This is a genomic window from Enterobacter soli ATCC BAA-2102 (assembly GCF_001654845.1).
In the GTDB taxonomy this organism is placed as follows: Bacteria; Pseudomonadota; Gammaproteobacteria; order Enterobacterales; family Enterobacteriaceae; genus Enterobacter; species Enterobacter soli.
In genome coordinates this window covers 94,505-120,012 of sequence record NZ_LXES01000046.1, presented here as the reverse complement: position 1 = coordinate 120,012, position 25,508 = coordinate 94,505, and the positions used below count along the sequence as shown (strand labels likewise).

The following is a 25,508-nucleotide window of genomic DNA, read 5'->3' as shown; positions in this document are numbered from 1 at the left end:
GCAGGAGGGTAAGAGTAGATTAATAGCTGTCTAAATGGTTCAGAAAGTCGCCAAGATGGCTAACGATACCGCCAATATCGAAAATCAACGCCATCCACATGAATGCAAGAAGGGCGAGTACAACCACGGAGATACGACTAAACAATGCGAATGTCCTTATTCATGCTGAAAGGTCCGGTTCAATATACTTTGACCTCTTTAAACTTACCTTTAACGACGCCGTCATAAAAGCGGCCTTTAGACACTACGCTCAGGAAATCCCGAAAAATGCGAGCGGGGACACGTTGATACTGGAAAGCAGAGCGATCATGAAACCGTATCTCGAGGGTAGCACTGTTTTCGTCGTAGGCAATCGATGAGATGCGTGATGATCTGACTGGATGGTGGTTCATGATGGGCTCTCCCTGACGGCGTAACGGGGAGAACCATCATCCACCATGAAAGGTGCAGGGCGCAATACGTAAATTCAAATCAGTTAAGTAAATGGGCAGATATCAGGCGCAGTAAGAAATGGTAATAAGGAGGGGTAAATTCAATTAAACAATTTGTGGCGATAAATTAATAGCCCGCGTTTGCACGCGGGCCAGAAGAATTAGAACTGGTAAACCAGACCTAACGCTACGATATCATCCGTACCGATACCGTTGTTTTTGTAGAATGCGTCATCTTCGTCCAGCAGGTTGATTTTATAATCAACATAGGTGGACATGTTTTTGTTGAAATAATAGGTTGCGCCTACGTCAGCATATTTAACCAGATCTTTATCGCCTTCGCCGTTACCCAGGTCTTTCCCTTTCGATTGCAGGTAAGAAATGGCCGGACGCAGACCGAAATCAAACTGGTATTGCGCAGTGATTTCGAAGTTCTGCGTTTTGTTAGCAACCGCGTTTTCGTTGTCACCGTAAGGAGTCATATTGCGGGTTTCGGAATACATGGTTGCCAGGTAGATATTGTTGGCATCATATTTCAGGCCAGCAGTCCAGGCATCGGCTTTATCGCCGCCCGCAGTGGTGTTGCGAACCTGATCATTTGAACGGTCAGAAGAGGCGTAAGCTGCACCGGCGCTGATACCCATGCCGAAATCATAGGTGGTGGAGATACCGAAACCGTCGCCGTTCTCGTGACGCGTATCGCGACCGTTGTTGGTTCCTTCCTGATTGTTGCTGGCGCTTTCATTTTTGCCCTGGTACTGCAAGGCAAAGTTCAGACCCTGCACCAGGCCGTAGAAGTCGGTATTACGGTAGGTTGCAACACCGTTAGCACGGCCAGTCATGAAGTTGTCCGCTTTGGTGTAAGAATCGCCACCGAACTCTGGCAGCATATCGGTCCAGCCTTCCACGTCGTACAGCACGCCGTAGTTACGACCATAATCGAATGAACCGTAGTCGCCAACTTTGACACCCGCGAACGCCAGACGCGTCCAGGACTGGTTGTCAGAGCCTTCAGTATTGTTCGCCTGAACGTTGTATTCCCACTGTGCGTAGCCGGTCATCGTGTTGTTAATCTGGGTTTCACCCTTGAAGCCCAGACGCATGTAGGTTTGATCGCCATCCGCGCCTTTATCGTCAGAAAAGTAATGCAGACCATCTACTTTTCCGTACAGATCTAATTTGTTGCCATCTTTGTTGTAAATTTCAGCTGCATTCGCTGCGCCGGCGATTAAAAGAGCCGGAATCATAAGAGCCAGTACTTTTCTTTGCATTGTGATATTCCTTTGCAGTTGTTTTTATTTAATTACTGATTGAACTTTCCTGACTGGAAAGATGTCCCATGCTAAATCACTCTGACATGAGAGTAATAAAATATAATTGTTACCGATTAAGTAAAATCTCAACAGAATGATGCTGCTGAAATGATGATAAGTTTCATGAATGTATAGCCACAAAATATACAGAATAAAAATTATTAATGTGGCGAGAAAGAGGGTAGGCTCTACGCCGTTATATGCCTTTAAGATATTTATTCATTATTCCGGTGAATCTTATTTAATTAAATAAAGAGTTTTCGGAAATAAACTGAATGCGCCCGATGCGAATGCATCGGGCATTTTTTTGCCCAGAATAAAAAAAGCCCGGACATGCCGGGCTTGAGTGATTATTCGTTGGTGGATTTTTCCGCTTTACCTGCCATTTGGGCCAGGAAGTCATAGCGCTTTTGCAGGTCGGCGGCCGCATCTTTCCAGAGCTGCTCAGCTACCTCAGGCTGCTGCGCATTCAGGCGACGGAAACGCTGTTCCTGCATTAATGTCTCGGCCAGCGCATCTGACGGTGGACGCGAATCCAGCGCCAGAGGCAATTTGCCTTCATCAGCACGACGCGGATCGAAGCGATACAGTGGCCAGAACCCGGTGGCGGTGAGCTGGCGCATCTGATCGTGGCTGAGCGCCAGATCGTAACCATGCTCTTCACAAGGGCTGTAGGCGATAATCAGTGACGGACCCGGGTAAGCCTCCGCTTCCTGAATGGCTTTCACCGTCTGGTTAAGCTGAGCTCCCAGTGAAATCTGCGCGACATAGACGTGGCCATACATCATCATGCTGACGCCCAGATCTTTACGCGCTTTGCGTTTCCCGTGTTCGCCAAACTTCGTGACCGCACCCAGCGGGGTAGCTTTTGAGGCCTGGCCACCGGTGTTGGAATAACACTGCGTATCCAGCACCAGAATATTGACGTTTTCGGTCAGGCTCAGCACATGATCCAGGCCGCCGAAGCCAATATCATAAGCCCAGCCGTCACCGCCAATCAGCCAGATAGATTTCTCAACCAGCGCATCGGCATCGGTTAGCAACTGCTCTGCACCGTCTACGCCCTGGAGTGCAGTGCGCAGCGCCGCCACCTGCTCGCGGCGCACTTCTGGTGTTGCATCTGAGTGCAGGGCATCGTTCAGCTCAGCCGGGATCTTATCGGCAAACTGTTCCAGCAGGCGCATCACGCGGGCACGATGCTGATCGACCGTAAGACGGAACCCCAGGCCGAATTCTGCGTTATCTTCAAACAGGGAGTTCGCCCATGCCGGGCCGCGCCCGTTGGCATCGGTGGTGTACGGTGTTGATGGCAGGTTGCCCCCGTAAATAGATGAACAGCCAGTGGCATTGGCAATCAACATGCGGTCACCGTAGAGCTGGGTCAGCAGCTTGATATACGGGGTTTCACCGCAGCCAGAGCAGGCACCTGAGTACTCAAACAGCGGGGTAATCAGCTGCGAAGTACGGATGTCGATACGTTCCAGTTTGCTGCGGTCGATTTCTGGCAGATCCAGGAAGAAGTCATAATTCACTTTCTCCTCTTCCACGTGCTCCAGACGCGACATCATATTGATGGCTTTAATTTCCGGGTTCTGACGATCTTTCGCCGGGCAAACTTCCACGCACAGGTTACAGCCGGTGCAATCTTCCGGTGCGACCTGGAGAACATATTTCTGTCCGCGCATATCGCGAGATTTTACATCCAGCGAATGCAGGCTGGCTGGGGCATTTTCCATCGCTTCCGGTGACACCACTTTGGCGCGAATGGCAGAGTGCGGGCAGGCAGCAACGCAGTGGTTACACTGCGTACACAGCTCTTCTTTCCAGATTGGGATCTCTTCGGCAATGTTGCGTTTTTCCCAGCGAGTGGTACCCATCGGCCAGGTTCCGTCTGGCGGCAATGCCGAAACAGGAAGGGCATCACCCAGGCCTGCCAGCATGGCAGCGGTAACGGTTTTAACAAAGTCAGGGGCAGCGTCAGAAACCACTGGCGGACGGTTAGGGCTGGCGGCATTCACCTGCTGTAAAGGCACTTCGAATAAGGATTCGCGTGCCAGCGCTAGCGCCTGCCAGTTACGTTCAACCAGCTCCTGACCTTTGCTGCTGTAGCTTTTGGCAATCGCACCCTGCAACTCCGCCAGCGCGCTGTCGCCCGGCAGAATGTTGGTCAGGTGGAAGAAAGCCATCTGCATGACGGTGTTAATACGGGCAGCAAGCCCGCACTCACGCGCAATTTTTGCCGCGTTGACCACAAAGAAGCGTGCTTTTTTCTGATTGAGAACCGCCTGCACTTCCTGCGGCAGGCGCGACCAGACTTCATCTGCGCTGTACGGCGTATTGAGCAGGAAAATACCGCCGGGTTTCAGGCGTTCGGCCATCTGGTATTTGTCGATAAACTGCAACTGATGGCAGCCGACAAAATCTGCCTGCGACACCAGGTATGCAGAACGGATCGGGTGCTCGCTGACGCGCAGGTGAGAAACGGTCAGACCACCGGCTTTTTTCGAGTCATACACGAAATAACCCTGCGCATACCACGGCGTCGAGTTACCGATGATCTTGATGTTGTTCTTGGTTGCCGAGACGCTACCATCACTGCCTAATCCGTAGAACAGTGCTTCAAGCTTCGCTTTGGATGGCAGCGTGTTTTCCGGTAACACCAGAGAAAGATTGGTGACGTCATCATAAATGCCGACCGTAAAGCGCGGCTTTGGCTTCGCTTCAGCCAGTTCATTAAACACCGCGAACACGCAGTCCGGGCCAAACTCTTTGGAGGAAAGACCGTACCGGCCGCCAATGACACGCGGTAAGGTTTCGCGCTCACCGCTGTTGAAGGCTTCCGCCAGGGCGGTCATCACGTCCAGATACAACGGCTCGGCATGTGCGCCAGGCTCTTTTGTACGGTCGAGCACGGCAACGCTACGGGCGCTTTCCGGTAGGGCAGAGAGCAGGTGTTTTGCCGAGAACGGGCGATAAAGGCGCACTTTCAGCACACCGACTTTTTCGCCACGGGTCAGAAGTTCATCCACCACCTCTTCACAGGTGCCAATTGCAGACCCCATCAGCACGATGACGCGTTCCGCCTGCGGGTGACCGTAGTATTCAAACGGCTTATATTCACGCCCGGTCGCGGTGGCGAAGTCGTTCATCGCTTGTTCAACGTGGTCGTAAACGGCGTTGTACCACGGGTTTGTCGCTTCACGTGACTGGAAGTAGGTGTCCGGGTTGGCAGACGTGCCGCGAATAACCGGATGTTCCGGATTCAGGGCGCGGGCGCGATGGGCGTCGATCTCTGCCTGCGGCAGCAGGTTCAGGATAGTGTCATCCGCCAGGGGAACAATTTTGTTGATTTCATGCGAGGTGCGGAAACCATCAAAGAAATGAATAAACGGTACGCGGCTCTTGAGGGTGGCGATATGGGAAATCAGCGCGAAGTCCTGGGCTTCCTGAACGCTGCTGGCACAGAGCATGGCACAGCCGGTCTGGCGTACGGCCATGACGTCAGAGTGATCGCCAAAAATGGAGAGCGCGTGGGTGGCAACGGTGCGCGCCGCCACGTGCAATACAAAGGGGGTCAGTTGTCCTGCCAGCTTGTACAGCGTCGGGATCATCAACAGCAATCCCTGGGAGGAGGTGAATGACGTGGAAAGGGCACCGGTCTGAAGTGCACCATGCACAGCAGCAATGGCCCCGGCTTCTGACTGCATTTCGACTACTCTGGGAACATCGCCCCAGACATTTTTTAACCCGTTCCCCGCCCAGGCATCTGCCTGCTCAGCCATGGTTGAACTTGGCGTAATTGGGTAGATGGCGATAACTTCGCTGGTACGGAACGCGACTGACGCGACAGCACCATTACCGTCAATAGTTTGCATAAGACGACACCCTTACATTGCGCAAAAAAGGGGACCCGTGAAACCGCTACGGATCCTGATAATTATTCCCTTATTTTAGCAAAGGTCGGGTTTTTCGATTTTCGCTTTTGTGTCCTCGGTATTCTCTGCATCAATGAGTAGATCAACTTTTTGGCAAAAAAAACGTGAGCATTTGTTTCCTGAATGCATAAATACGCATTCTGGCACTCGACGCAGCGCGGTGTGATGCCTATTATGCTTAGGTTTCGTTACTGTTGATGGGGAAAAAAGTATGCGTTTAGCGTTATGGGTGGGGTGTGCCGCATTATTGTTGTCGGCCTGTAGCAGTGAACCTGTGCAGCAAGCGACTGCCGCGCACGTTACGCCGGGGATGAAAGCGGCAATGACCAGCTCAGGTCAGGCCAATTGTGCGATGATTGGCGGCTCGCTATCCGTTGCCCGTCAACTTGACGGCTCCGCGATTGGGATGTGCGCACTGCCAAACGGCAAACGTTGCAGTGAACAGTCGCTTGCCGTAGGAACCTGCGGAAACTACTGATTACTCTGCCCGTTTAAAGGTCAGCGTTTTCTCCGCGGTTGCCAGCGTTAACTGGTCTTCAGTCAGGTCGACCTGCGCCCCTTTGCGCAGCATATTGCCGATCGCCTGATCCAGCTCGTTAAGCTGCGGCTCTGTACATAATTTGCGGGTCATGGCCAGCGTCTTAACCTTAAGCTCGCCTTCGGACAATTTCCCCTCGCCGCTAAAGCGATTACACATCACGCCGGAAACGGTAATGTTTTTGATCAGACTAATATCTGACTGCGCACCACTGAAGCTAATTTCAGGCCGCGTTGCGGTGGTCGTCACGGCTTTACCGTCCACATTTTCCAGAATGAAGCGATGGTTCTGGAGTTGATCTGCCTGAACGGACGCTTTACCGGGATTAACGCAGCCGGCGAGCACCAGGCTGAACAAACTTAACGCAACGAGCTTTTTCATATTTCTTCTCAAACTATAAATTCCGTGAATCAATTACAGTGTAACGATACTCCTGTGTGAGTTAATGGGGTTTATCTGAAAGTGCGAGAGAACACCGGGCCGCCTAATGCAGCCCGGTTTGTCGGTTAGTGAGATTTAAACCCAGCGGCAGCCATCAGCAGGCGAAAGACCATACTCACACCCGCCAGAGCCAGGACGCTGCTACCCCAGATGAGGGCCAGCCACATCAGGCGTTTCCAGACCGGTTGTTGCATCAGTGATAACCCTCCCCATGCTGTACTTTTCCGCGAAAGACGTAGTAGCTCCAGAATGTGTAGACCAAAATAACCGGAATAATCAGCAGCGCCCCCACCAGCATGAACCCCTGACTTTGCGCCGGGGCTGCGGCCTGCCACAGGGTAATCGACGGCGGAATAATATGTGGCCAGATGCTGATCCCAAGCCCGCTAAACCCGAGGAAAATCAGCCCCAGCGTCAGAACAAACGGCAGATTATGACTCGCTGGGTTATTCAGGCTGCGCCACTGGAACAGACTAAACACCACAACCAGCACCGGTACAGGCAACAGGAAGAACAGGTTCGGCAGCGTAAACCAGCGCGCGGCAATGGCGGAGTGCGTCAGTGGAGTCCAGGCACTGATCGCGGCGATAATCACCAGCAGCATCAGCAGCAGGCGCTTTGACACCTGGCGCATCCGCTGCTGAAGGGCGTTCTCACTTTTCATTACCAGCCACGTTGAACCGAGCAGGGCGTACGCCACCACCAGACCCACGCCGCAGAACAGATTAAACGCCGTAAACCAGTCGAATGGCCCGCCCGTGTAAGTGCGCCCGGTTACCGTAAATCCATTGATCACCGCACCCACCGTCACGCCCTGGGTGAAGGTGGCCAAAATCGACCCGCCAATAAAGGCTTTATCCCAGAAAGGACGGTGCGCCGGCGTAGCCTTAAAACGAAACTCAAAGGCAACGCCGCGGAATATAAGTCCGATCAGCATTAATGTCAGCGGAATGGTCAGGGCATCAATAATCACAGCATAGGCCAGCGGGAATGCGCCGAACAACGCTGCGCCGCCGAGCACCAGCCAGGTTTCGTTGCCATCCCAGACGGGCGCAACGCTGTTGACCATCACATCACGATCGTCGGCGTTTTGCGTTGCCGGGAACAGAATGCCAATCCCCAGATCAAAGCCGTCCATCACGATATACATCAGTGTGGCAAAGACGATGATGACAAACCAGATAACGGAAAGATCGATACCCATTATGGTTTCTCCTTCAGTTCAGTAACGGCAGAAAGCGGGCGCGCAGGGCGGCCATCGGATTCTGTGGCAAAAGTTTCGTGCGCCTGAGGGCCTTTCTTAATCAGCCGCACCATATAGCTGTATCCCACGCCAAAGACGGAGGTATAGACCACAAAGAACGCCAGCAAACTGACGCTCATATGCAAATCGCCGTGCGCCGATACGGCATCTTTTGTGCGTTGTAATCCATACACCACCCACGGCTGGCGACCTACTTCAGTGGTCACCCAGCCCGCCAGAATGGCAATCAGCCCGGATGGGCCCATCAGCAGGGCAAACCACAGGAAGGGACGTGAGGAATAAACGCGCTTCTTGTAACGCAGCCAGACGGCCACCACCCCGAGCAGCAGCATCAACATGCCCAGCCCGGCCATAATGCGGAATGACCAGAACACGATGGTGGAGTTTGGGCGATCTTCTTTCGGGAACTCTTTCAGCGCCGGAACTTGTTTATCCAGGCTGTGCGTGAGGATAAGGCTGCCCAGGGCCGGGATCTCAAGCCCAAAGCGCGTGCGCTCCTGCTCCATATCCGGCAGGCCAAACAGTAATAACGGTGTCGGCTCGCCAGGCGGATTTTCCCAGTGACCTTCAATGGCGGCGATTTTCGCTGGCTGATGCTTAAGGGTATTCAGACCGTGCATATCACCAATCATCGCCTGAATGGGGGCAACAATCAGGGTCATCCACAGCGCCATCGAGAACATGGCGCGGATAGCGGGCGTATTGTTGCCGCGCAGTAAATGCCAGGCCGCAGACGCGCCGACAAAGAGCGCGCTACTCAGGAATGCCGCTATCGACATGTGCAGCAGGCGATACGGGAAGGAGGGGTTAAACACCACGGCAAACCAGTCGACGGGCACAACCTGACCGTTGACGATTTCATAACCCTGCGGGGTCTGCATCCAGCTGTTCGAGGCCAGGATCCAGAAGGTTGAGATGATCGTGCCGAGCGCCACCATACAGGTTGAAAAGAAGTGCAATCCCGGCCCGACTTTGTTCCAGCCGAACAGCATTACCCCGAGGAAACCCGCTTCCAGGAAGAAGGCGGTTAATACTTCGTAGGTGAGCAGGGGGCCGGTAATACTCCCGGCGAACTGGGAGAATCCGCTCCAGTTGGTGCCGAACTGGTAGGCCATCACCAGGCCTGAAACCACCCCCATGCCAAAGTTAACGGCAAAGATTTTTGACCAGAAATGGTAAAGCGAACGCCATACCGGATTTTTCGTTTTCAACCACAACCCTTCCAGCACGGCGAGGTAGCTCGCCAGGCCGATGGTGATCGCCGGGAAAATAATGTGAAAGGATACGGTGAATGCGAATTGTATCCTCGCAAGATGAAAAGCATCTAAACCAAACATGCACAGCCTCAATGTCAAACGGTGTGCTGTTATGGTATGGGGTCGCGAAGCGCAGTATCAGACGCAGAAAAATGAAATTTATGTATAACAGTTTGCTAAAGGTATGTTTTTTTGGCATCTGATATAGCTGGTTTTGCCTGGAAGCATCAACAGAGAAGACATAATTCGATGGATTATAAAAAGATTATTCTTATGCATTTTATTTATTAATTCGCTTGCTTTATGGTCATCGCCGTGCGTTAATGTCCTTCTGGTTTTGATTTCAAATAAATATCTGACGTAGTTTTATAAAGCAGTTCTCATCACGTTGTGCCTCTCCGCAGCCTCTCTTGGGTCTTTTTCTACACTCCGATAAGTTTTGTTTCATACCACTATCGCCTGAATGGCCCATTAGCAATTTACGTTTTTTACGTTTACAGGAGAATCTTATGACTTCTTATATCCATTTCCGCTGCCCATGCTGTCATGGCTCGCAGTACCGCACTTCAGTTTTTGATGTGTCAGAAAAAAATCCACACGGTGCGAAATGCATTTTCTGCAAATCGTCGATGATTACGCTCGATCATTTAGCCGCTGCCCGCTTTGCCCAAAGCGCAGTGACTGAGTTCCGCAAGTAATCACACCGTTAAACCATAACAGTTAGCAAAATCTTCTCTTTTTCTTCTTCTGATATACACTATTGGTCAGCAAGGAGAATCTGATGAAAAAATACCAGCGTCTGGCGCAACAAATTATCTCGCAAATTGAGCTTGGCGCATGGCTGCCAGGCGATAAGCTGCCTTCCCTGCGTGAGCAGGTTGCGAGCAGCGGCATGAGTTTCATGACCGTTGGCCATGCCTATCAGATGCTGGAAAGCCAGGGAAGGATTGTCGCAAGACCGCAGTCGGGCTATTACGTTGCCTCGCGCCCGACCACACAACAGCCTTCGCCACCTGCCCAGGTGATGCGCGATGAAGTGGTGGATATCAACACCTATATCTTCGACGTGTTGCAGGCCAGCCGCGATCCTTCTGTGGTGCCTTTTGCTTCGGCGTTTCCTGATCCCCGGCTCTTCCCGCTCCAGCAGCTCAACCGCTCGCTTGCTAACGTCAGTAAAACAGCCACCGCCATGAGTGTGATTGAAAACCTGCCGCCGGGTAACGTCGATTTACGTCATGCCATTGCCCGCCGTTACGCCCAGCAGGGGATGAACATCTCGCCGGAAGAAATTGTCATCACCGCCGGGGCGCTTGAGGCGCTCAACCTCAGTTTGCAGGCGGTGACCGAGCCTGGCGACTGGGTTATTGTCGAAAACCCCTGTTTTTACGGCGCACTTCAGGCGCTCGAACGCCTGAAATTAAAAGCGCTGTCCATTGCCACTGACGTCCGCGACGGGATCGATCTGAACGCGCTTGAACATGCGCTGAATGAATATCCGGTCAAAGCCTGCTGGCTGATGACCAACAGCCAGAACCCGCTTGGATTTACGCTAAGCACCGAGAAAAAAACGCATTTGGTGGCGCTGTTGACCCGTTACAACGTCACTCTGATTGAAGATGATGTTTACAGCGAGCTCTATTTTGGCCGTGAAAAACCGCTTCCGGCCAAAGCGTGGGACACCCAGGACATGACGCTGCACTGCTCGTCATTTTCAAAATGTCTGGTGGCTGGCTTTCGTATCGGCTGGGTGGCCGCCGGGAAACATGCCCGTCGCATTCAGCAGTTACAGCTGATGAGCACGCTATCCACCAGTTCGCCCATGCAGCTGGCGCTGGTGGATTATCTGGCGACAAAACGCTATGACGCTCATCTTCGCCGCCTGCGGCGCACGCTGGCCGAACGTAAGCAGTTGGCGTGGCAGTCGCTTTTGCGCCATATGCCTGCGGGGGTGAAAATCCATCATAACGACAGCGGCTACTTCTTATGGCTGGAGCTGCCCGCGCCGCTGGATGCCGGGTTGCTGAGCGAAAAAGCGCTGGAGCACCACATCAGCATCGCGCCGGGCAAAATGTTTTCAACCTCTGACGCCTGGACACCGTTCTTCCGTTTTAATACCTCCTGGGCGTGGGGCGAGCGAGAGGAGCAGGCGGTCAGTCAGTTAGGGAAATTAATAAGCACGATGATGGAATAATAATTATCGCCAGATTTCCGGGGCGTAATGTCCCTTCAAAAATAAACAATCCTTATCTCAGATAAAGCACTGCGAATATCCCGCGGTGCTTTTTCTTTTGCATCATAGGAAATCTGCATACCGCCTCTCAGCGCTAACCCCTTGTCTATAATCCAGTTAACGGGGAATGCGCCCTCGGTCACAACCTGATGAAATTTCCTTAAGCCGCAGGGTGCGGCCCATTTGCGCGGTCTACGTTTAATTAGGGAGATATTTTTACGGCACGGCTGCCGCCAAATTTCATTGCGACAGGAGTAAATCTAATGAGCAAAAAATTTGCCCGCAGCAGCCTGTGCGCGCTCGGTATGACTATCATGACAGCGCAAGCCGCTGAGCCACCAAAGGCGATTGGCGAAGGGGAAGGTCGACTGGATATTATTGCCTGGCCGGGGTATATCGAGCGCGGTCAGACCGATAAAAACTATGACTGGGTAACGCAATTCGAAAAAGACACCGGATGCGCGGTAAATGTCAAAACCGCCGCCACTTCCGATGAAATGGTCAGCCTGATGGCAAAAGGCGGTTATGACCTGGTAACCGCCTCTGGTGATGCGTCCCTGCGTTTGATTGCGGGTAAACGCGTTCAGCCGATTAATCCTGATTTGATCCCCAACTGGAAAACCATCGATCCGCGCATCGTTAAAGGGGCGTGGTTTAACGTAGGCGGTAAGGTTTACGGCACGCCGTATCAGTGGGGGCCGAACCTGCTGATGTACAACACCAAAACCTTCCCGACGCCGCCTGACAGCTGGAAAGTGGTCTTTGTGAAACAAGACCTGCCGGACGGCAAAACTAACCAGGGCCGCGTTCAGGCCTATGATGGTCCGATTTACATTGCTGATGCGGCGCTGTTTGTGAAAGCCACCCAGCCGGCATTGGGGATCACCGACCCGTATCAGTTGACGGAAAAACAGTATGCTGCGGTCCTGAAAGTGCTGCGCGAACAACATGCGCTTATCCACCGCTACTGGCATGACACCACCGTTCAGATGAGCGACTTCAAAAACGAAGGCGTAGTGGCCTCCAGCGCCTGGCCATACCAGGCGAACGCCCTCAAAGCAGATAACCAGCCTATCGCCACCGTCTTCCCGAAAGAGGGTGTGACCGGATGGGCAGACACCACCATGCTTCATGCGGAAGCTAAACACCCGATGTGCGCCTACAAATGGATGAACTGGTCACTGACGCCAAAATTGCAGGGGGATCTGGCGGCATGGTTTGGCTCGTTACCGGTTGTTGCTGAAGGCTGTAAGGCCAGCACGCTGCTGGGCGACAAAGGCTGCGAAACCAACGGCTATAACTACTTCGACAAAATTATGTTCTGGAAAACGCCGATTGCAGAAGGGGGCAAATATGTTTCGTACAGCCGCTGGACGCAGGATTACATCGCCATCATGGGCGGCCGTTAATCGCCCGGGAGCAGAACATGACGTACGCAGTAGAGTTCAATGATGTTTCCCGTCTGTACGGTGACGTACGGGCGGTGGATGGTGTCACCATTGGTATCCGTGACGGGGAGTTTTTCTCCATGCTGGGGCCTTCGGGCTCCGGCAAAACCACCTGCCTGCGTCTGATCGCGGGGTTTGAGCAGTTAAGCGGTGGCGCGATAAAAATCTTCGGTAAAGAGGCCAGCGAACTGCCCCCGTGGGAGCGAGATGTGAACACGGTGTTCCAGGATTATGCGTTGTTCCCGCATATGTCTATTCTCGACAACGTCGCCTACGGCCTGATGGTCAAAGGAATCGATAAGAAAAAACGTCATGCTCAGGCGCGTGAAGCGCTGGACAAAGTCGGGTTGAGTTTTGCCGTCGCCCGTAAACCTTCGCAACTGTCCGGCGGGCAGCGTCAACGCGTGGCGATTGCGCGCGCGCTGGTCAATGAACCGCGCGTACTGCTGCTGGATGAACCCTTAGGCGCGCTCGATCTTAAATTGCGCGAACAGATGCAGTTCGAACTCAAAAAGCTCCAGCAAGAACTGGGTATCACCTTTATTTTCGTCACCCACGATCAGGGCGAAGCCCTGTCGATGTCTGACCGTGTGGCGGTCTTCAATAACGGCCGTATCGAGCAGGTCGATACCCCGCGTGAGCTGTACATGCGCCCGCGTACGCCATTCGTGGCGAGTTTTGTCGGCACCTCAAATGTATTTGATGCCGGGATCGCGCACCGCGTTTGCGGCATGGAAGGCATGTATTCGCTACGCCCGGAACATATTCGCCTGAATGAAAGCGGTGAAGTGCAGGTGCAGGGGGTGGTGCAGGCGGTGCAGTATCAGGGGGCGGCAACACGTTTTGAACTCAAACTGGCCGACGGTGAGAAACTGCTGGTGAGTCAGGCAAATCTTAGTGGTGCAACGGTGCCTGCGGGCGTGGAGCCGGGGCAGCAGGTACTGGCATCGTGGTCACGCGAGGCTATGGTCCTGCTGCATGAGGAGAGGTGAAATGGATATGAGCGTTTCACACACTCCGTCACACCACGGCAGGTTAAGTCGCATTACCGCGCTGTTCTGGCGCAAACCGTCGCTCGGGCTGTTCCTGCTGCTGATTGCGCCGTTAATGTGGTTTGGTATCGTCTATCTGGGATCGCTCCTGACGTTGCTGTGGCAGGGGTTTTATACCTTTGACGACTTCACCATGTCGGTCACGCCGGATCTCACTTTTGCGAACATCCAGGCACTTTTCAACCCGGCCAATTACGACATCATTGTGCGAACGCTGGTCATGGCGATCGCGGTCACCCTTGCCAGCGCCGTGCTGGCGTTCCCGATGGCCTGGTATATGGCCCGTTACACCAGCGGTAAGTGGAAGGCGTTTTTCTATATTGCCGTGATGCTGCCGATGTGGGCGAGCTACATCGTGAAGGCCTACGCGTGGACGCTGTTGCTGGCGAAAGACGGGGTGGCGCAGTGGTTTCTCAGCCATATGGGGCTGGAGCCGATTTTAACTTCGATCCTCATGCTGCCTGCAATTGGCGGAAATACGCTTTCGACCTCCGGGCTTGGGCGTTTTTTGGTGTTCGTCTACATCTGGCTGCCGTTTATGATCCTGCCGGTGCAGGCGGCGCTGGAACGGCTACCTGCTTCTTTATTGCAGGCGTCTGCCGATCTGGGTGCCCGGCCGCGCCAGACCTTCCGCTATGTGGTGTTGCCACTGGCGATCCCTGGCATCGCCGCAGGGTCGATTTTCACCTTCTCACTGACGCTGGGTGACTTTATCGTGCCGCAACTGGTGGGGCCTCCGGGCTACTTTATTGGCAATATGGTCTATTCCCAGCAAGGGGCGATCGGCAATATGCCAATGGCCGCCGCGTTCACGCTGGTTCCTATTGTTCTTATTTCACTCTATCTGGCGTTCGTGAAACGTCTGGGAGCGTTCGATGCACTCTGAACGCGCACCGTTGTTCCTGAAAGTGGCAGCCTGGGGCGGGGTTATTTTCCTGCACTTTCCGCTGCTGATTATCGCGACCTATGCGTTTAATACCGAAGATGCTGCGTTTAGCTTTCCCCCGAAAGGGCTAACGCTGAAGTGGTTTAGCATCGCGGCCGGGCGTGGGGATATCATCGATTCAGTGACGTTGTCACTTCAGATCGCGGCGTTATCGACGGGTATCGCGCTCATACTTGGCACGCTTGCTGCTGCGGCGTTATGGCGCAGTGAGTTTTTTGGCAAGAATGCCATCTCGCTGTTACTGCTGCTGCCAATAGCGCTGCCGGGGATCATCACCGGCCTGGCGCTGCTGACCGCATTTAAAACCATCAATCTTGAACCGGGCTTTTTCACCATTGTTGTCGGGCACGCCACTTTCTGTGTGGTGGTGGTCTTTAACAACGTGATTGCCCGTTTCCGTCGCACCTCCTGGAGCCTGGTGGAAGCGTCGATGGACTTAGGAGCAGATGGCTGGCAAACCTTCCGTTATGTGGTGCTGCCCAATCTTGGATCGGCGCTGCTGGCGGGGGGCATGTTGGCGTTTGCGCTGTCGTTTGACGAAATCATCGTCACGACATTTACGGCGGGACACGAGCGCACGTTACCGCTGTGGTTGTTGAACCAGCTTGGGCGTCCGCGTGACGTACCGGTTACCAACGTGGTAGCCCTGTTGGTGATGCTGGTGACAACCATTCCTATTCTGGGAGCCTGGTGGCTAACCCGCGACGGCGAAAATATTGCCGGCAGCGGGAAATAACTTCGATTTCAACAGGACAACGCTATGCAAAATCAACTGCTCATTAATGGTGAACTGATTACGGGCGAAGGCGAGAAACAACCCGTATTTAATCCTGCCACCGGAGAGGTACTGCTGGAAATCGCTGAAGCCTCTGCCGCACAGGTTGATGCTGCCGTGCAGGCGGCCGATCGTGCGTTTGCTGAATGGGGGCAAACCACGCCGAAAACCCGTTCAGAGTGTTTGCTGAAACTTGCTGACGTTATTGAAGAACATGCCGAAACCTTCGCTAAGCTGGAATCCCTTAACTGCGGGAAACCGCTGCACTGTGTGGCGGGGGATGAGATCCCGGCGGTGGTTGACGTGTTCCGCTTTTTTGCCGGTGCGGCGCGCTGCCTGAACGGGCTGGCCGCCGGAGAGTATCTTGATGGCCACACCTCAATGATCCGTCGTGACCCGGTGGGTGTCGTGGCGTCTATTGCACCGTGGAACTACCCGCTGATGATGGCCGCATGGAAACTGGCGCCTGCACTGGCGGCAGGGAACTGTGTGGTTATCAAACCCTCGGAAATCACCCCGCTGACGGCGCTTAAGCTGGCCGAACTGGCAAAAGATATCTTCCCGGCAGGCGTTCTGAACGTGCTGTTCGGGCGCGGTAAAACCGTGGGTGATCCGCTGACCGGGCATGAAAAGGTGCGCATGGTGTCACTGACCGGCTCAATTGCCACCGGGGAACATATCATCGGCCATACGGCATCGTCGATTAAGCGGACCCATATGGAGCTGGGTGGCAAAGCACCGGTTATCGTTTTTGATGATGCTGACCTGGATGCGGTCGTGGAGGGCGTGCGTACCTTTGGTTTTTACAACGCCGGTCAGGACTGCACTGCCGCCTGCCGCATCTATGCTCAGAAGGGAATTTACGCCGCGCTGGTGGAAAAACTCGGTGCCGCAGTTGCCACCCTGACTATGGGTGCCCCGGAGGATGAGTCCACAGAGCTTGGCCCGCTGAGCTCAGCTGCACACCTGTCACGCGTCTGTAAGGCGGTAGACGAGGCAAAATCCCAGAGCCATATCCGCGTAGTCACTGGCGGCAGTAAAAAAGAGGGGGCAGGATATTACTTCCAGCCAACGCTGTTGGCGGGGGCAAAACAGGACGATGCGATTGTTCAGCGCGAAGTTTTTGGCCCGGTCGTCAGCGTGACCGAATTTGACGACGAAGCGCAGGTGCTGGGCTGGGCGAACGACTCCCAGTATGGCCTGGCGTCATCCGTGTGGACCAAAGACGTGGGGTGCGCCCACCGTCTCAGCGCCCGTTTGCAGTATGGCTGCACCTGGGTCAACACCCACTTTATGCTGGTCAGCGAAATGCCGCACGGGGGAATGAAGCTGTCAGGCTACGGGAAAGATATGTCGGTGTATGGGCTGGAGGATTATACGGTCGTGCGGCATGTGATGATTAAACACTAAAAGTCTGATATTCGGGATTTTGCGTGTTACGTGGTGGCCGTGCTGTAGATGGGTGCCAGCTTGAATGATATGATTTTGGAAACTATCAGGCTGGCACTTTTTAATGAGAAACAACACCTTAGATTTCGCTAAATTTTTTGCGAGCTTTTTTGTTATCGTCGTGCATTCCGGGTCTTACCCTGAAATGTCACCGGCAAATGCTGACTTATTCCGAGCGGCGTCGCGCTGGGCTGTCCCGTTTTTCTTTTTGGCCTCCGGGTATTTAATGGGGGGGCTGGGAAACATCGATGTTGGTAAAAAACTGAATAAATTATTCGGAATTTTATTTTATTCATCATTGCTGTACGTTCCGATTATTTACCTCAGTGCTAATAGCGATATTACGACGCTATTTATCCGTGTTTTTTCGTTTGACACCTTACGGTCAGGAACCTTTTTCCATCTGTGGTTTATCACGGCGCTTATGTCAGGCGTAATGCTCACCAATTACATGGTTAAGAATGTAAAAACAGCAACGGGGCTGGTGATTGCGCTGTTGCTTTTAGCCGGGTACTGGCTCAGTGATATTGGGCAGGCGTTTAACATCCCGGCCGAGAGAAACTACGTGTTCTATGTGTTCAGAAGCCTGTTGGGTATTCCGCTGGTGTACATGGGATACCTTCTCGCAAAAGAGGGACTACTGAGTAAGATAAGCAACACAATGGCATGGACTCTGTTCATTGCGGGGATAATGCTGATGATGCTTGAGGTCCCACTGTGCCAATGGTTCATTGACGGGTATGCACGTGAAAGGCAATTCCCTCTGTTCAGCGTACCTGTAGCAGTGGCTCTGCTGGCGATTTGTGCGAATACCTCAACCAAAGAAAACCTGATTTCCAGAGCTGGGAGAGATTTTTCATTGGGTATTTATCTCATCCATCCATTCCTGCTTTATTTCATCGTTCCCTGGCTTGAATCGAAGGGGGTGAAAGTATCAACGGTGAATCTGGTTTCAGCTTTTATTTTGTCATGGTTCATTTTTGCCATCATGAAAAAAAGGCTGCCGGCGCTGTACGGTAAATTTAACGGCGCGGGTATTAAATAATGCGAAGAAAATCTGGCCGGGCTGTTCACCCGGCCAACAAACTACCAGCCACACACCTCGTGCTCATTTTCCGTATCGTAAGCACGTACGGTATTCACCAGGTCTTTAACCACGTCTGCGGCGACATCCGGAATTAACAGCTCCATCGGGGCTTGCGTTTCATAGTCCACCGAGACACCGTTGCTATTGTTGGTGACCGTGACGGTATAGGTTGCTTTGCCCATGATGTTACTCCTTATGCGTGTTAACCACTTTTCCGATGCCTGCGCCCTGGAGGGTGACATCCGGGTCGGCGAAAAAGTCGATATTAAACCAGGTATCGTCGGTCAACAGCTCAATACGATGCCATTTTTCTGGCGGGGAAATACCAAATGAACCGGCTTCAATCACCAGCTCCAGATCCGGTTCGGTGGCGTTACCATCCGGGAAGCCGAAATAGCGCACGGCACCCTGCATCACAGATAAACGGCCGTATACACCTGCTTTAGTATTGTGATGAGTAAAGAGCGCTTTTGGTGCTGTCTCGTGGTTCCAGAACGGCGTTGCGCGGGTATGAACAAAATTCTCAGGAATACGTAACATAATGGTTTCCTTATCAGTGTCAGACACTTAAAGAGACTTCAGCACATCAGGCTCGACAAAAAAGTCGATATTGAACAGGGTGTCGTCGCTCATCACCTCGATATGGTGCCAGCGTTCCGGGGGGAAGACACCGAAGTGGCCTGCGTGAATAATGAGTTCGCTATCCGGTTCTGGTGTGAATTCATCAGCATAGCCTAAATAACGTACTGCACCCTGCGAAACGGACAGGCGAGGGTAAATGCCCGGGCGTGTGCCCTTATCAAGATGACGCTGAAAAATCCCTGCGGGGGCAGTCTCTTTGTTCCAGAAAGGGGTGGAACGGGTATGAATACAACTTTGCGGAATGCGTAGCATGTTTCCTCCCTCTAAAGTCTGGCTTTATTAGAGCGCTTTCTGCGAGTGAGAATTTATCAAAAAATGCATTTATAATGCATGTTATCAAAAAAGGTGATCCCCCATCCTCATGAGATGTAACGCAAAGTACCTAATTGTTATTACCCGTTATTTTTAAGTGGTTATTGTGTAACGAAAAAACTTGATCTGTATCAACATATGACGCATATTGCGTGCGGTTATTTTTGACAGTTTGGGTAAGCAGGATGACGTTGTATCAAAAAATGTTGGTTTTTTACGCAATCATGGCAACCATCAGCGCGTTCATTACCTGGTTCCTGTCTAAAGACCGTAAACGCATCCGCCTGCTGAGCGCTTTCCTTGTGGGTTCTACCTGGCCGATGAGCTTTCCTGTCGCGTTGCTGATATCGCTTTTCTGAAGCACGCTTCCAGTTTTAAAAGATGAACATAGCATTCCGCCATTGATGCCTGTATAAATAAACAGTGCATCGAAAAAGGAGTGCTCATGAACAGTTTCTACTCTCGGCGCGCGGGTTGCAGTGTGCGCTGGCAAGACCTCCCTGGTTCTGGTGATCCCGTCGTGTTTATCCACGGCCTGGGGTGCGCCTCGTCCTATGAATATCCGCGTGTTGTCTGTGACCCGAATTTTGGTGCGCGCAGGGCCATTCTTATTGATCTCCCCGGCAGTGGATACAGCGACAAACCCGAGCACTACAGCTATAAAACGGGCGATCAGGCCCGGGTGGTTGCTGAATTGCTCGACAATATTGGCGTCAAAACCTTCTGGCTTTATGGGCACAGTATGGGCGGCAGCATTGCCATCGAAACTGCGGTGTTGATGCAGGCACGCCTCAACGGCTTAATCGTCTCTGAACCTAATTTTCATGCCGGTGGCGGCATGTTCAGCCGTAGCATTGCCGCGCAATCTGAACCGCAATTTATTGACCACGGCTATGCTCAGTTGCTTGCCGCTGAAACCTCTGCGTGGGCGGGTAGCCTGCAAAGTAACGCGCCTTTTGCGGTGTGGCGTGGTGCCACAAGCCTGGTTGAGGGCGCCAGCCCTGACTGGGAAGCGCAGTTCTTGTCATTAAGCTGCCCGATTACGCTTATTTTTGGGGAAATCTCACTGCCTGATAAGGATGTGGATTCGCTAAAAGGCAAAGGAGTTGCGGTGAAAATCATCCCTGCGGCGGGCCATTCGATGTCGTGGGAAAACCCTTCGGCACTGGCTCAGGCGTTATCTGATTGTATGACGGGTAAAAAGCAGCCCGCATGACTGCGGGCTGACATGGGCTAGCGCAAAATAGCCTGTAAGGCCTGGCGGGCGCTGGGCTGGACATCGTACGGGCCCTGGTAATCGATGTTCTCGGTAGCCCGGCTGTACAGCGCAACCAGCCAGTCGTAAACGTAGACGGTTGCAGCGTGAACAGGTTGTTCACCCAGATGCGTCAGACGCGGTGTCGCGCTATTAACCACCGGGGTGACAAAGATAGGCTGGCCTTTGCGCACTCGGCTGGCTGGGCGGTCTGTAACAGGTGTCTGTTCGTAACCCAGCCAGCCGATGAAATTCCCCATCACGGCATGTAACTGCGCCGCACTGCTTTTATCTGCTTCGACAATACGCTGAAGTTGTTGCGCCAGATCCAGACGATAGCTACTGGTGACCAGGACATCCGCAATTTGCTGTAACACCGCTGGCTCCAGGCCTAAGCGGGCGGCGGCGGCTTCATTCCGGCTCCACTGGCGCAGGTGATTGATCCACACCTTGTGTGCCAGCCTGGCTTTGTCTTTTGTCTGGAACGGGCTGCTATTCTCCTGGGCATTTTCCGCGAACAGGTCAATCACATCGGTAAACAACCCGTTGACCTGCTCCTCACGCGGTTGCTGAACGGCTAACAGCGTTTCGAAGGCTTTAAGAGGCGGCAGAAGGCCTTCCAGCAACTCGCCGTGTCGCGCAGCACTGGCCTGGAGCATTCGGACCATGTTTTCGGCCTGAGCACGTCTTGCGCCTGGTTCCAGCGTCGCAGGTGCCAGATAGCTTTGCATCAGGGCGGATAATTCCTTCTGCAACAACGTTTTCAGGGTACGAAGACGGGTCTGGCGCTGTGCTGACAGCGTTGCCTGAGACAACCACTCAACCACGCGCTGCATACTGTGGCTATCCAGTGCTTGTAATGTGCCCCAGCGCTGGCCGGGTTTGCCAAGCAATTGCTGGACTGCTTCGTCGAGGTTTTGTTTGGTGGTAAAGCGGGCATCATGTGGGGTAATCGCCCAGACCAGCCCCGGCAGGGCAGAATCAACGGACGGCTGCGTCTCCTTAACCCAGTTAAGAAGCACTTTTGCGATTTTTGCCGTCTGCTCATGTTGCGCTGTAGCGTTACAGATAACCAGCACATCCGGCTGAAGCTGCTGGCGATAATGCTCCAGCAGCCACAAACATTTTGCCTGGGTCAGCAGCGGACTACTGCTGTCTGAGAACGCCGGAATATCAATGATATCCACGTTATCCAGAACTGCGTTTTCAACCGGGAGCACCAGTTCGCGGGTCAGGAAGGCCAGCACATCCACAGGAATACTGATGGCGTTGAGCATCTCACCGTTGTTAAGCGGGTGAAGCAACGTTTCCTGTGACTCAGGTGACGTCAACGCGCCGTGAGTCAGAAAACCTTCGCTCGGCAGACCGAAGTTATCCACCAGCAGGCTGAGCGGTGCGGCAAGTTCGCTGGCATGGCTGGTCTGATGCAGGACATGAGCCAGCTTCAGCCACTGTTGGGTCAGTTCTTGTTGTTCTCCCCACAGCAATGACCAGACGCTTGCGCGGGTGCTTAAATCAAGAGATGGCACCAGAAGGGCAAACTGATGCCAGAGCGCATCATCCATTTGTTGTTTAGCGCCTGGCACCGTGCTTTGCCAGAAGCGTGCAATGGCACCGACTTCCTGAGCGGTAATGCCCGGCACGCCCTGAGGCTGGCGAAGTGCGCGCCATTTTTCCAGGCGCGTCTCAATCACGGATTTATCGACAGGGCGGATCTGCGGATGCAGCGTGGTGCGGGCAATAAACAGCTGTACCAGCTCTGCCTCTGTCACCAGACTCAGACGCAGCGGAAACGCCTCATCGGCGATATCGCGACTTTCTCGGGTGAAGCGCACGGCCATATTGGTCAGCGCGTGGCCAGGGTTGATATGTGAAAAATAATCAAAAGTGCGTTGTCCCGGGACGACATTCAGGCGGGCGTTGCCGCTACCGCACAGGGAGGCCAGCAGATGCGCTTTTGCCGCCTGAGAATGCCCGTAAAGCCCGATACTGCTGCGGCTTGCCAGTGCACGATCGATAGCCTGCTCGCGCGCCTGGGCGGCATTGACCCGTGCCAGCAGTGCGTCAGCGTCGTTATCCAGAACGGGAGCGTGCTGGCGCGTGTCGTTGATCCACTCGATTATGGCCTGAGTGGTGGCAGTCATCGCAGTCATTTCAGGTATACGCTCCCGCTGTCGATCCAGTAGTGGCTTCCGCTGTGACGGCGATCGGCCAGGGTATTCAGTTTAAACGTTAAGGCATCAGCCGGAACCGGGGTACCATCCTGGAGCCAGGCGTCGCTAAGCTCAAAGGATTCAGGCCCTTCGTGCTTACTCCCGCCGCGAAGTTTCAGACGCACATTCAGCACGCCATCTCCGGCAATGGCTTTTGCCAGCTCGGCAGAGTTGATGCTCAGGGTGTACAGCGGTGTCGCCGGCCAGCGTGCATTCGCCAGCTGACGGAAGCCCAGGGTCACATTTCCGCGCAACGGGAAGTGCAGGCGAGCGTCCAGTTTCGCCCCTGGTTTGTCGAGGTCGATATCCTGATACCAGACGTTTTCCTCGCGCAGCGTGTTCACTGTGTTATCCAGCACACCCAGATAACGCACGGTGGAGTACGCACCAATGTCCGCGGCTTTAAAATTAAAGCGCGGCAAGCGCAGGTCAAGCGCCAGGCTGCACAGCATCGCACCCACTGCGGCGGTGGATTTCGGGTTGCCAATACGCCCCTGCTGGCTGAACGGATACCATTCATGTACCTGATATTTATCCAGCCAGACTATGCGGTTGACCGGTACAGGTTGCAGGTGGCGAATCAACGCCTGAACGCCCGGCAGGCAGCCCGGGCGGCCCGTGATCAGCAAAATATCGCAGCTGTAATGTGAAATCGCTTCGCAAACGGCATGGAGCGGGGCCGCCAGCGTAAACTGGCCTGCCAGCATCGCGTCCTGCATTTCACGGAAATTCACGTGCAGCGGCACTGCGAACAGATCAAATTCCGCCGAGCCCGCAGGCAGGGCGTGGTCAATGGCCTGTTGCAGATAACCCATCACGTTACGGGTGGGTTTCTGGTTCAGCAAATCACCAAAGGTTGCGTGCAGTCCGGCAAGTGGATCGTCGATATCACTGCTCTCCCAGGCGGCAAGAATGGCGTGGCCGATTGGCATAAACAGCTGGAGCGCGGTTTGCTGGCGTAACACCGCCTGCGTGTCGATACGCCCGGAATCACCAAACAGCGACGCCATCAGCATTGATGCATCGGCAATGCCGGATTTCTGAAGCTGAGTTTGCAGGGCTGGTAAGACATAACGCTGGATCACGTCCAGCAGGGTGTCATCACCCGCTACCTTAAAGCCTTCGCGGAACAGCAGTTGTGGCGTGATTTTGACGTTGTTACCCGAGCCATCGTCCAGCGCATAATGCGTGATCGCCATATCCGTGGTGCCGCCGCCAATATCAATGGACGCAACGCGTAGGGAACGAGCGGGGTTCACCCCTGGCTCTGGCGCTCTGTCCGGGCGAGCAAGAGAGGCGAAGAACGCTTCAGTCTGCCCGCCGAAATGGGAGATAGCTTCGTTGTAAAGCCACACTAGCTGGCCGCAGCTGGCTTCGTCCCACTCCATCTGGATCTCAGGTACCGGAACGACGCTCTTTTCCTGCTGCTTACGGCTGGCAAAATCTTCATCCTGCGGGTGCCAGCCCATGGCTTTCCAGACAATCGCGATGGCTTCAAACATGCGGCGGCGGAAAATCTCGCGCTCCTGTTTTGGCATGGCGGAAGGCAGCGTCAGGATCAGGGTGCGCAGCTGGCGAGGTGAAGCAGGGAACCCCAGGCGCAGACGCGTTGCCACGCTGTTGATCTGCCCCAGAGCCTGGGCCAGCAGTTCGCACAGCATGTGCGTCATCAGGGTGCTGCGGCTGTACTGCGGTGAAAACACAGGCAAACGCTCATCCTGTGGCAGAGTAAAGAGCGGCTCGCCGTCGTCGTTCATCAGGTTCATCAGCGGGAAGGCAGTCGCTAACGGCTCACGCTGGGTTTTGCTGTTCATCTGGCTGAAACGCCAGTCCTGCACCACTGGGGTTTCGTCCCACAGGTAGCGACGTGGGCTGGAGATCCCACTATTGCCCTCGGTTCCCAGGCGCTGCATCGCCAGCTTGCGGGCTTCATCGCCCACTCGCACGATAGATGGCCAGACAAAAGCATCTTCACGGCCGCTTTCAACCGAGAAATGCTGCTTGCCAAAACGCGCTTCAGAAAACTCAAGGCGGCTGGTGAAAAGCGGCTCATTAAGGAACTGCGGTTCACTCAGGGAGCGCACCTGGAGCTCAGCCGTCTGACGCAGTCCGTCGTTGGCATCGCCGTGATCTTCGATGATCACGCCGCAGGTATGGGTGTTACCGACGTCGAGGATGAGGTCGACTGGAATGGCTGGCGTGCTGAGCGTGTGGGTAACAAACTTCACCTCTGGCACGGTGAGCTGCTCACCGAGCATGGTCAGCATGTTCAGCCAGTGGGCCTGGTATTCAAAGCCGCGCATCGCCTGTTGCAGGTCGCGTTCAGAACGGTTTTCCACGCCTGTCGCGAACTGGCTGAATGCTTCACGCAGCCAGCCGTCAATCCAGGTCTGGTCAAGGAAACTGTCCACTTCGTCATCGCGCCAGGCCAGCGCAAAGCGCGTGCCGTTCAGGATATCGTTCCCGACGGGCGAAAGGGCGGATGTGGCGTGTTCGGCAATCTGGCTGTCGAGTGCAAACGTTACCCGGTGGGTATTACCGGCGCTGTCTGGCTCATCAAGCTTACGTACCTGAACGCGAGCCCAGTTATCCGGGCCATCAACAAAGGTGCGCGGCGGGTTAAAACGCAGGAAAGGCACCGGAAGCCACACGCCATCCAGAACCGTCAGGGACTGATGCAGTGGGATCGTGCTTTCCGGCTTAACCACTTCGGGCTGCGCGCCCCCGGTGCCTGGCAGCGTGTAGCGCCCATTAACCAAATCGAAGTCCAGACGCAGCAGCGGGCCATTGGCCGTTTTTCGGACAAACCGACCATTGCTGGCGGTGTCCTGCGGGGTCAGACCAAAATCAAGGAATTGCACGCCGCTATTGGCAATAAGCGTAACGCTTTGTTTATAGTCGCAAAGATTTACCAGCATAGG

The 25,508-nt window shown here is 54.0% G+C and carries 24 protein-coding genes; 11 read left to right on the top strand and 13 right to left on the bottom strand.

The features are described from left to right. Positions 1-19 precede the first annotated feature (19 nt). The 4 genes from M987_RS25180 to nifJ form a co-directional block, all read right to left on the bottom strand. A complete protein-coding gene (locus M987_RS25180; RefSeq protein ID WP_254916055.1) occupies positions 20-145 on the bottom strand; it encodes a hypothetical protein in 126 nt (41 codons plus the stop codon). A gap of 34 nt (positions 146-179) precedes the next feature. Further along, positions 180-392, bottom strand: coding sequence for a KTSC domain-containing protein (locus M987_RS24085; protein WP_014070454.1), 213 nt, complete (start codon positions 390-392; stop codon positions 180-182). Positions 393-592: 200 nt separating this feature from the next. Continuing rightward, positions 593-1,702, bottom strand: coding sequence for a porin OmpC (ompC, locus tag M987_RS17565; protein WP_014070453.1), 1,110 nt, complete (start codon positions 1,700-1,702; stop codon positions 593-595). Positions 1,703-2,094: 392 nt separating this feature from the next. Further along, entirely contained in the window at positions 2,095-5,619 is a 3,525-nt protein-coding gene (gene nifJ, locus M987_RS17560; protein WP_014070452.1) for a pyruvate:ferredoxin (flavodoxin) oxidoreductase, read from the bottom strand. A 271-nt stretch (positions 5,620-5,890) separates the two neighbouring features. Between nifJ and M987_RS17555 the strand changes: the two genes are divergently transcribed. After that, positions 5,891-6,157, top strand: a complete 267-nt coding sequence (locus M987_RS17555) for a putative hemolysin (protein WP_014070451.1) — start codon at positions 5,891-5,893, stop codon at positions 6,155-6,157. On the opposite strand, the gene hslJ is transcribed toward M987_RS17555, so the two are convergent. The 4 genes from hslJ to M987_RS17535 all read right to left on the bottom strand — a co-directional run bounded on the left by hslJ (position 6,158) and on the right by M987_RS17535 (position 9,259). Beyond that, a complete protein-coding gene (gene hslJ / locus M987_RS17550) occupies positions 6,158-6,598 on the bottom strand; it encodes a heat shock protein HslJ (protein WP_014070450.1) in 441 nt (146 codons plus the stop codon). Between the two features lie 125 nt (positions 6,599-6,723). After that, the gene (locus M987_RS17545) at positions 6,724-6,852 is read right to left on the bottom strand and encodes a DUF2474 domain-containing protein (protein WP_014070449.1); all 129 of its coding nucleotides are present in this window, start codon (positions 6,850-6,852) and stop codon (positions 6,724-6,726) included. Then, positions 6,852-7,862, bottom strand: coding sequence for a cytochrome d ubiquinol oxidase subunit II (gene cydB / locus M987_RS17540; protein ID WP_014070448.1), 1,011 nt, complete (start codon positions 7,860-7,862; stop codon positions 6,852-6,854). The genes M987_RS17545 and cydB overlap by 1 nt, the downstream gene beginning before the upstream one ends. Next, entirely contained in the window at positions 7,862-9,259 is a 1,398-nt protein-coding gene (locus tag M987_RS17535; RefSeq protein ID WP_014070447.1) for a cytochrome ubiquinol oxidase subunit I, read from the bottom strand. The genes cydB and M987_RS17535 overlap by 1 nt, the downstream gene beginning before the upstream one ends. Before the next feature lie 428 nt (positions 9,260-9,687). Between M987_RS17535 and ymcF the strand changes: the two genes are divergently transcribed. The 8 genes from ymcF (at position 9,688) to M987_RS17495 (ending at position 18,123) form a co-directional block, all read left to right on the top strand. Further along, complete coding sequence (ymcF, locus tag M987_RS17530; RefSeq protein ID WP_064555888.1) at positions 9,688-9,876, top strand: cold shock small protein YmcF; 189 nt, start codon at positions 9,688-9,690, stop codon at positions 9,874-9,876. Positions 9,877-9,959: 83 nt separating this feature from the next. Continuing rightward, complete coding sequence (locus M987_RS17525; RefSeq protein WP_014070446.1) at positions 9,960-11,369, top strand: aminotransferase-like domain-containing protein; 1,410 nt, start codon at positions 9,960-9,962, stop codon at positions 11,367-11,369. A 302-nt stretch (positions 11,370-11,671) separates the two neighbouring features. Then, positions 11,672-12,817 carry a putative ABC transporter substrate-binding protein YdcS gene (ydcS, locus tag M987_RS17520; RefSeq protein ID WP_014070445.1) on the top strand — a complete coding sequence of 382 codons (1,146 nt, stop codon included), beginning with the start codon at positions 11,672-11,674 and terminating at the stop codon, positions 12,815-12,817. A gap of 17 nt (positions 12,818-12,834) precedes the next feature. Further along, positions 12,835-13,848, top strand: coding sequence for an ABC transporter ATP-binding protein (locus M987_RS17515; protein WP_014070444.1), 1,014 nt, complete (start codon positions 12,835-12,837; stop codon positions 13,846-13,848). Position 13,849: 1 nt separating this feature from the next. After that, positions 13,850-14,794, top strand: coding sequence for an ABC transporter permease (locus M987_RS17510; protein WP_014070443.1), 945 nt, complete (start codon positions 13,850-13,852; stop codon positions 14,792-14,794). Further along, positions 14,784-15,590 (top strand): ABC transporter permease, encoded by an 807-nt coding sequence (locus tag M987_RS17505; protein ID WP_014070442.1) that lies wholly within the window; start codon positions 14,784-14,786, stop codon positions 15,588-15,590. The genes M987_RS17510 and M987_RS17505 overlap by 11 nt, the downstream gene beginning before the upstream one ends. A 24-nt stretch (positions 15,591-15,614) precedes the next feature. Continuing rightward, complete coding sequence (patD, locus tag M987_RS17500) at positions 15,615-17,039, top strand: aminobutyraldehyde dehydrogenase (protein ID WP_014070441.1); 1,425 nt, start codon at positions 15,615-15,617, stop codon at positions 17,037-17,039. 103 nt (positions 17,040-17,142) lie between these two features. Further along, the gene (locus M987_RS17495) at positions 17,143-18,123 is read left to right on the top strand and encodes an acyltransferase (RefSeq protein WP_014070440.1); all 981 of its coding nucleotides are present in this window, start codon (positions 17,143-17,145) and stop codon (positions 18,121-18,123) included. Positions 18,124-18,164: 41 nt separating this feature from the next. On the opposite strand, the gene M987_RS17490 is transcribed toward M987_RS17495, so the two are convergent. The 3 genes from M987_RS17490 to M987_RS17480 are packed head-to-tail and all read right to left on the bottom strand — an operon-like array spanning position 18,165 to position 19,059. Beyond that, the gene (locus M987_RS17490) at positions 18,165-18,347 is read right to left on the bottom strand and encodes a DUF1869 domain-containing protein (protein ID WP_014070439.1); all 183 of its coding nucleotides are present in this window, start codon (positions 18,345-18,347) and stop codon (positions 18,165-18,167) included. A 4-nt stretch (positions 18,348-18,351) separates the two neighbouring features. Next, positions 18,352-18,705 carry a TehB family protein gene (locus M987_RS17485; RefSeq protein WP_014070438.1) on the bottom strand — a complete coding sequence of 118 codons (354 nt, stop codon included), beginning with the start codon at positions 18,703-18,705 and terminating at the stop codon, positions 18,352-18,354. A 27-nt stretch (positions 18,706-18,732) separates the two neighbouring features. Next, positions 18,733-19,059: a TehB family protein gene (locus M987_RS17480; protein ID WP_014070437.1), complete on the bottom strand. Its 327-nt coding sequence runs from the start codon at positions 19,057-19,059 to the stop codon at positions 18,733-18,735. A gap of 245 nt (positions 19,060-19,304) precedes the next feature. Here M987_RS17480 and M987_RS17475 point away from each other — a divergent pair, with 245 nt between their 5' ends. Together M987_RS17475 and M987_RS17470 are read left to right on the top strand one after the other, a co-directional pair. Further along, on the top strand, positions 19,305-19,478 hold the full coding sequence (locus M987_RS17475; protein ID WP_014070436.1) for a GhoT/OrtT family toxin: 174 nt from the start codon (positions 19,305-19,307) through the stop codon (positions 19,476-19,478). An 86-nt stretch (positions 19,479-19,564) separates the two neighbouring features. Then, entirely contained in the window at positions 19,565-20,335 is a 771-nt protein-coding gene (locus M987_RS17470) for an alpha/beta fold hydrolase (RefSeq protein WP_014070435.1), read from the top strand. 17 nt (positions 20,336-20,352) lie between these two features. Here M987_RS17470 and M987_RS17465 read toward each other — a convergent pair whose 3' ends face one another. Both M987_RS17465 and M987_RS17460 read right to left on the bottom strand, forming a co-directional pair. After that, positions 20,353-22,527, bottom strand: coding sequence for a virulence factor SrfC family protein (locus tag M987_RS17465; RefSeq protein WP_014070434.1), 2,175 nt, complete (start codon positions 22,525-22,527; stop codon positions 20,353-20,355). Next, entirely contained in the window at positions 22,524-25,505 is a 2,982-nt protein-coding gene (locus tag M987_RS17460; protein WP_014070433.1) for a virulence factor SrfB, read from the bottom strand. Before M987_RS17460 ends, M987_RS17465 begins: the two co-directional genes overlap by 4 nt. Between the last annotated feature and the right edge of the window lie 3 nt (positions 25,506-25,508).

What these genes read in the sequence shown, in the direction of transcription:
- M987_RS24085 (WP_014070454.1), bottom strand. Translation starts at nt 392, where the DNA reads ATGAACCACCATCCAGTCAGATCATCACGCATCTCATCGATTGCCTAC.
- ompC (WP_014070453.1), bottom strand. Translation starts at nt 1,702, where the DNA reads ATGCAAAGAAAAGTACTGGCTCTTATGATTCCGGCTCTTTTAATCGCC.
- nifJ (WP_014070452.1), bottom strand. Translation starts at nt 5,619, where the DNA reads ATGCAAACTATTGACGGTAATGGTGCTGTCGCGTCAGTCGCGTTCCGT.
- M987_RS17555 (WP_014070451.1), top strand. Translation starts at nt 5,891, where the DNA reads ATGCGTTTAGCGTTATGGGTGGGGTGTGCCGCATTATTGTTGTCGGCC.
- hslJ (WP_014070450.1), bottom strand. Translation starts at nt 6,598, where the DNA reads ATGAAAAAGCTCGTTGCGTTAAGTTTGTTCAGCCTGGTGCTCGCCGGC.
- M987_RS17545 (WP_014070449.1), bottom strand. Translation starts at nt 6,852, where the DNA reads ATGCAACAACCGGTCTGGAAACGCCTGATGTGGCTGGCCCTCATCTGG.
- cydB (WP_014070448.1), bottom strand. Translation starts at nt 7,862, where the DNA reads ATGGGTATCGATCTTTCCGTTATCTGGTTTGTCATCATCGTCTTTGCC.
- M987_RS17535 (WP_014070447.1), bottom strand. Translation starts at nt 9,259, where the DNA reads ATGTTTGGTTTAGATGCTTTTCATCTTGCGAGGATACAATTCGCATTC.
- ymcF (WP_064555888.1), top strand. Translation starts at nt 9,688, where the DNA reads ATGACTTCTTATATCCATTTCCGCTGCCCATGCTGTCATGGCTCGCAG.
- M987_RS17525 (WP_014070446.1), top strand. Translation starts at nt 9,960, where the DNA reads ATGAAAAAATACCAGCGTCTGGCGCAACAAATTATCTCGCAAATTGAG.
- ydcS (WP_014070445.1), top strand. Translation starts at nt 11,672, where the DNA reads ATGAGCAAAAAATTTGCCCGCAGCAGCCTGTGCGCGCTCGGTATGACT.
- M987_RS17515 (WP_014070444.1), top strand. Translation starts at nt 12,835, where the DNA reads ATGACGTACGCAGTAGAGTTCAATGATGTTTCCCGTCTGTACGGTGAC.
- M987_RS17510 (WP_014070443.1), top strand. Translation starts at nt 13,850, where the DNA reads ATGGATATGAGCGTTTCACACACTCCGTCACACCACGGCAGGTTAAGT.
- M987_RS17505 (WP_014070442.1), top strand. Translation starts at nt 14,784, where the DNA reads ATGCACTCTGAACGCGCACCGTTGTTCCTGAAAGTGGCAGCCTGGGGC.
- patD (WP_014070441.1), top strand. Translation starts at nt 15,615, where the DNA reads ATGCAAAATCAACTGCTCATTAATGGTGAACTGATTACGGGCGAAGGC.
- M987_RS17495 (WP_014070440.1), top strand. Translation starts at nt 17,143, where the DNA reads ATGAGAAACAACACCTTAGATTTCGCTAAATTTTTTGCGAGCTTTTTT.
- M987_RS17490 (WP_014070439.1), bottom strand. Translation starts at nt 18,347, where the DNA reads ATGGGCAAAGCAACCTATACCGTCACGGTCACCAACAATAGCAACGGT.
- M987_RS17485 (WP_014070438.1), bottom strand. Translation starts at nt 18,705, where the DNA reads ATGTTACGTATTCCTGAGAATTTTGTTCATACCCGCGCAACGCCGTTC.
- M987_RS17480 (WP_014070437.1), bottom strand. Translation starts at nt 19,059, where the DNA reads ATGCTACGCATTCCGCAAAGTTGTATTCATACCCGTTCCACCCCTTTC.
- M987_RS17475 (WP_014070436.1), top strand. Translation starts at nt 19,305, where the DNA reads ATGACGTTGTATCAAAAAATGTTGGTTTTTTACGCAATCATGGCAACC.
- M987_RS17470 (WP_014070435.1), top strand. Translation starts at nt 19,565, where the DNA reads ATGAACAGTTTCTACTCTCGGCGCGCGGGTTGCAGTGTGCGCTGGCAA.
- M987_RS17465 (WP_014070434.1), bottom strand. Translation starts at nt 22,527, where the DNA reads ATGACTGCGATGACTGCCACCACTCAGGCCATAATCGAGTGGATCAAC.
- M987_RS17460 (WP_014070433.1), bottom strand. Translation starts at nt 25,505, where the DNA reads ATGCTGGTAAATCTTTGCGACTATAAACAAAGCGTTACGCTTATTGCC.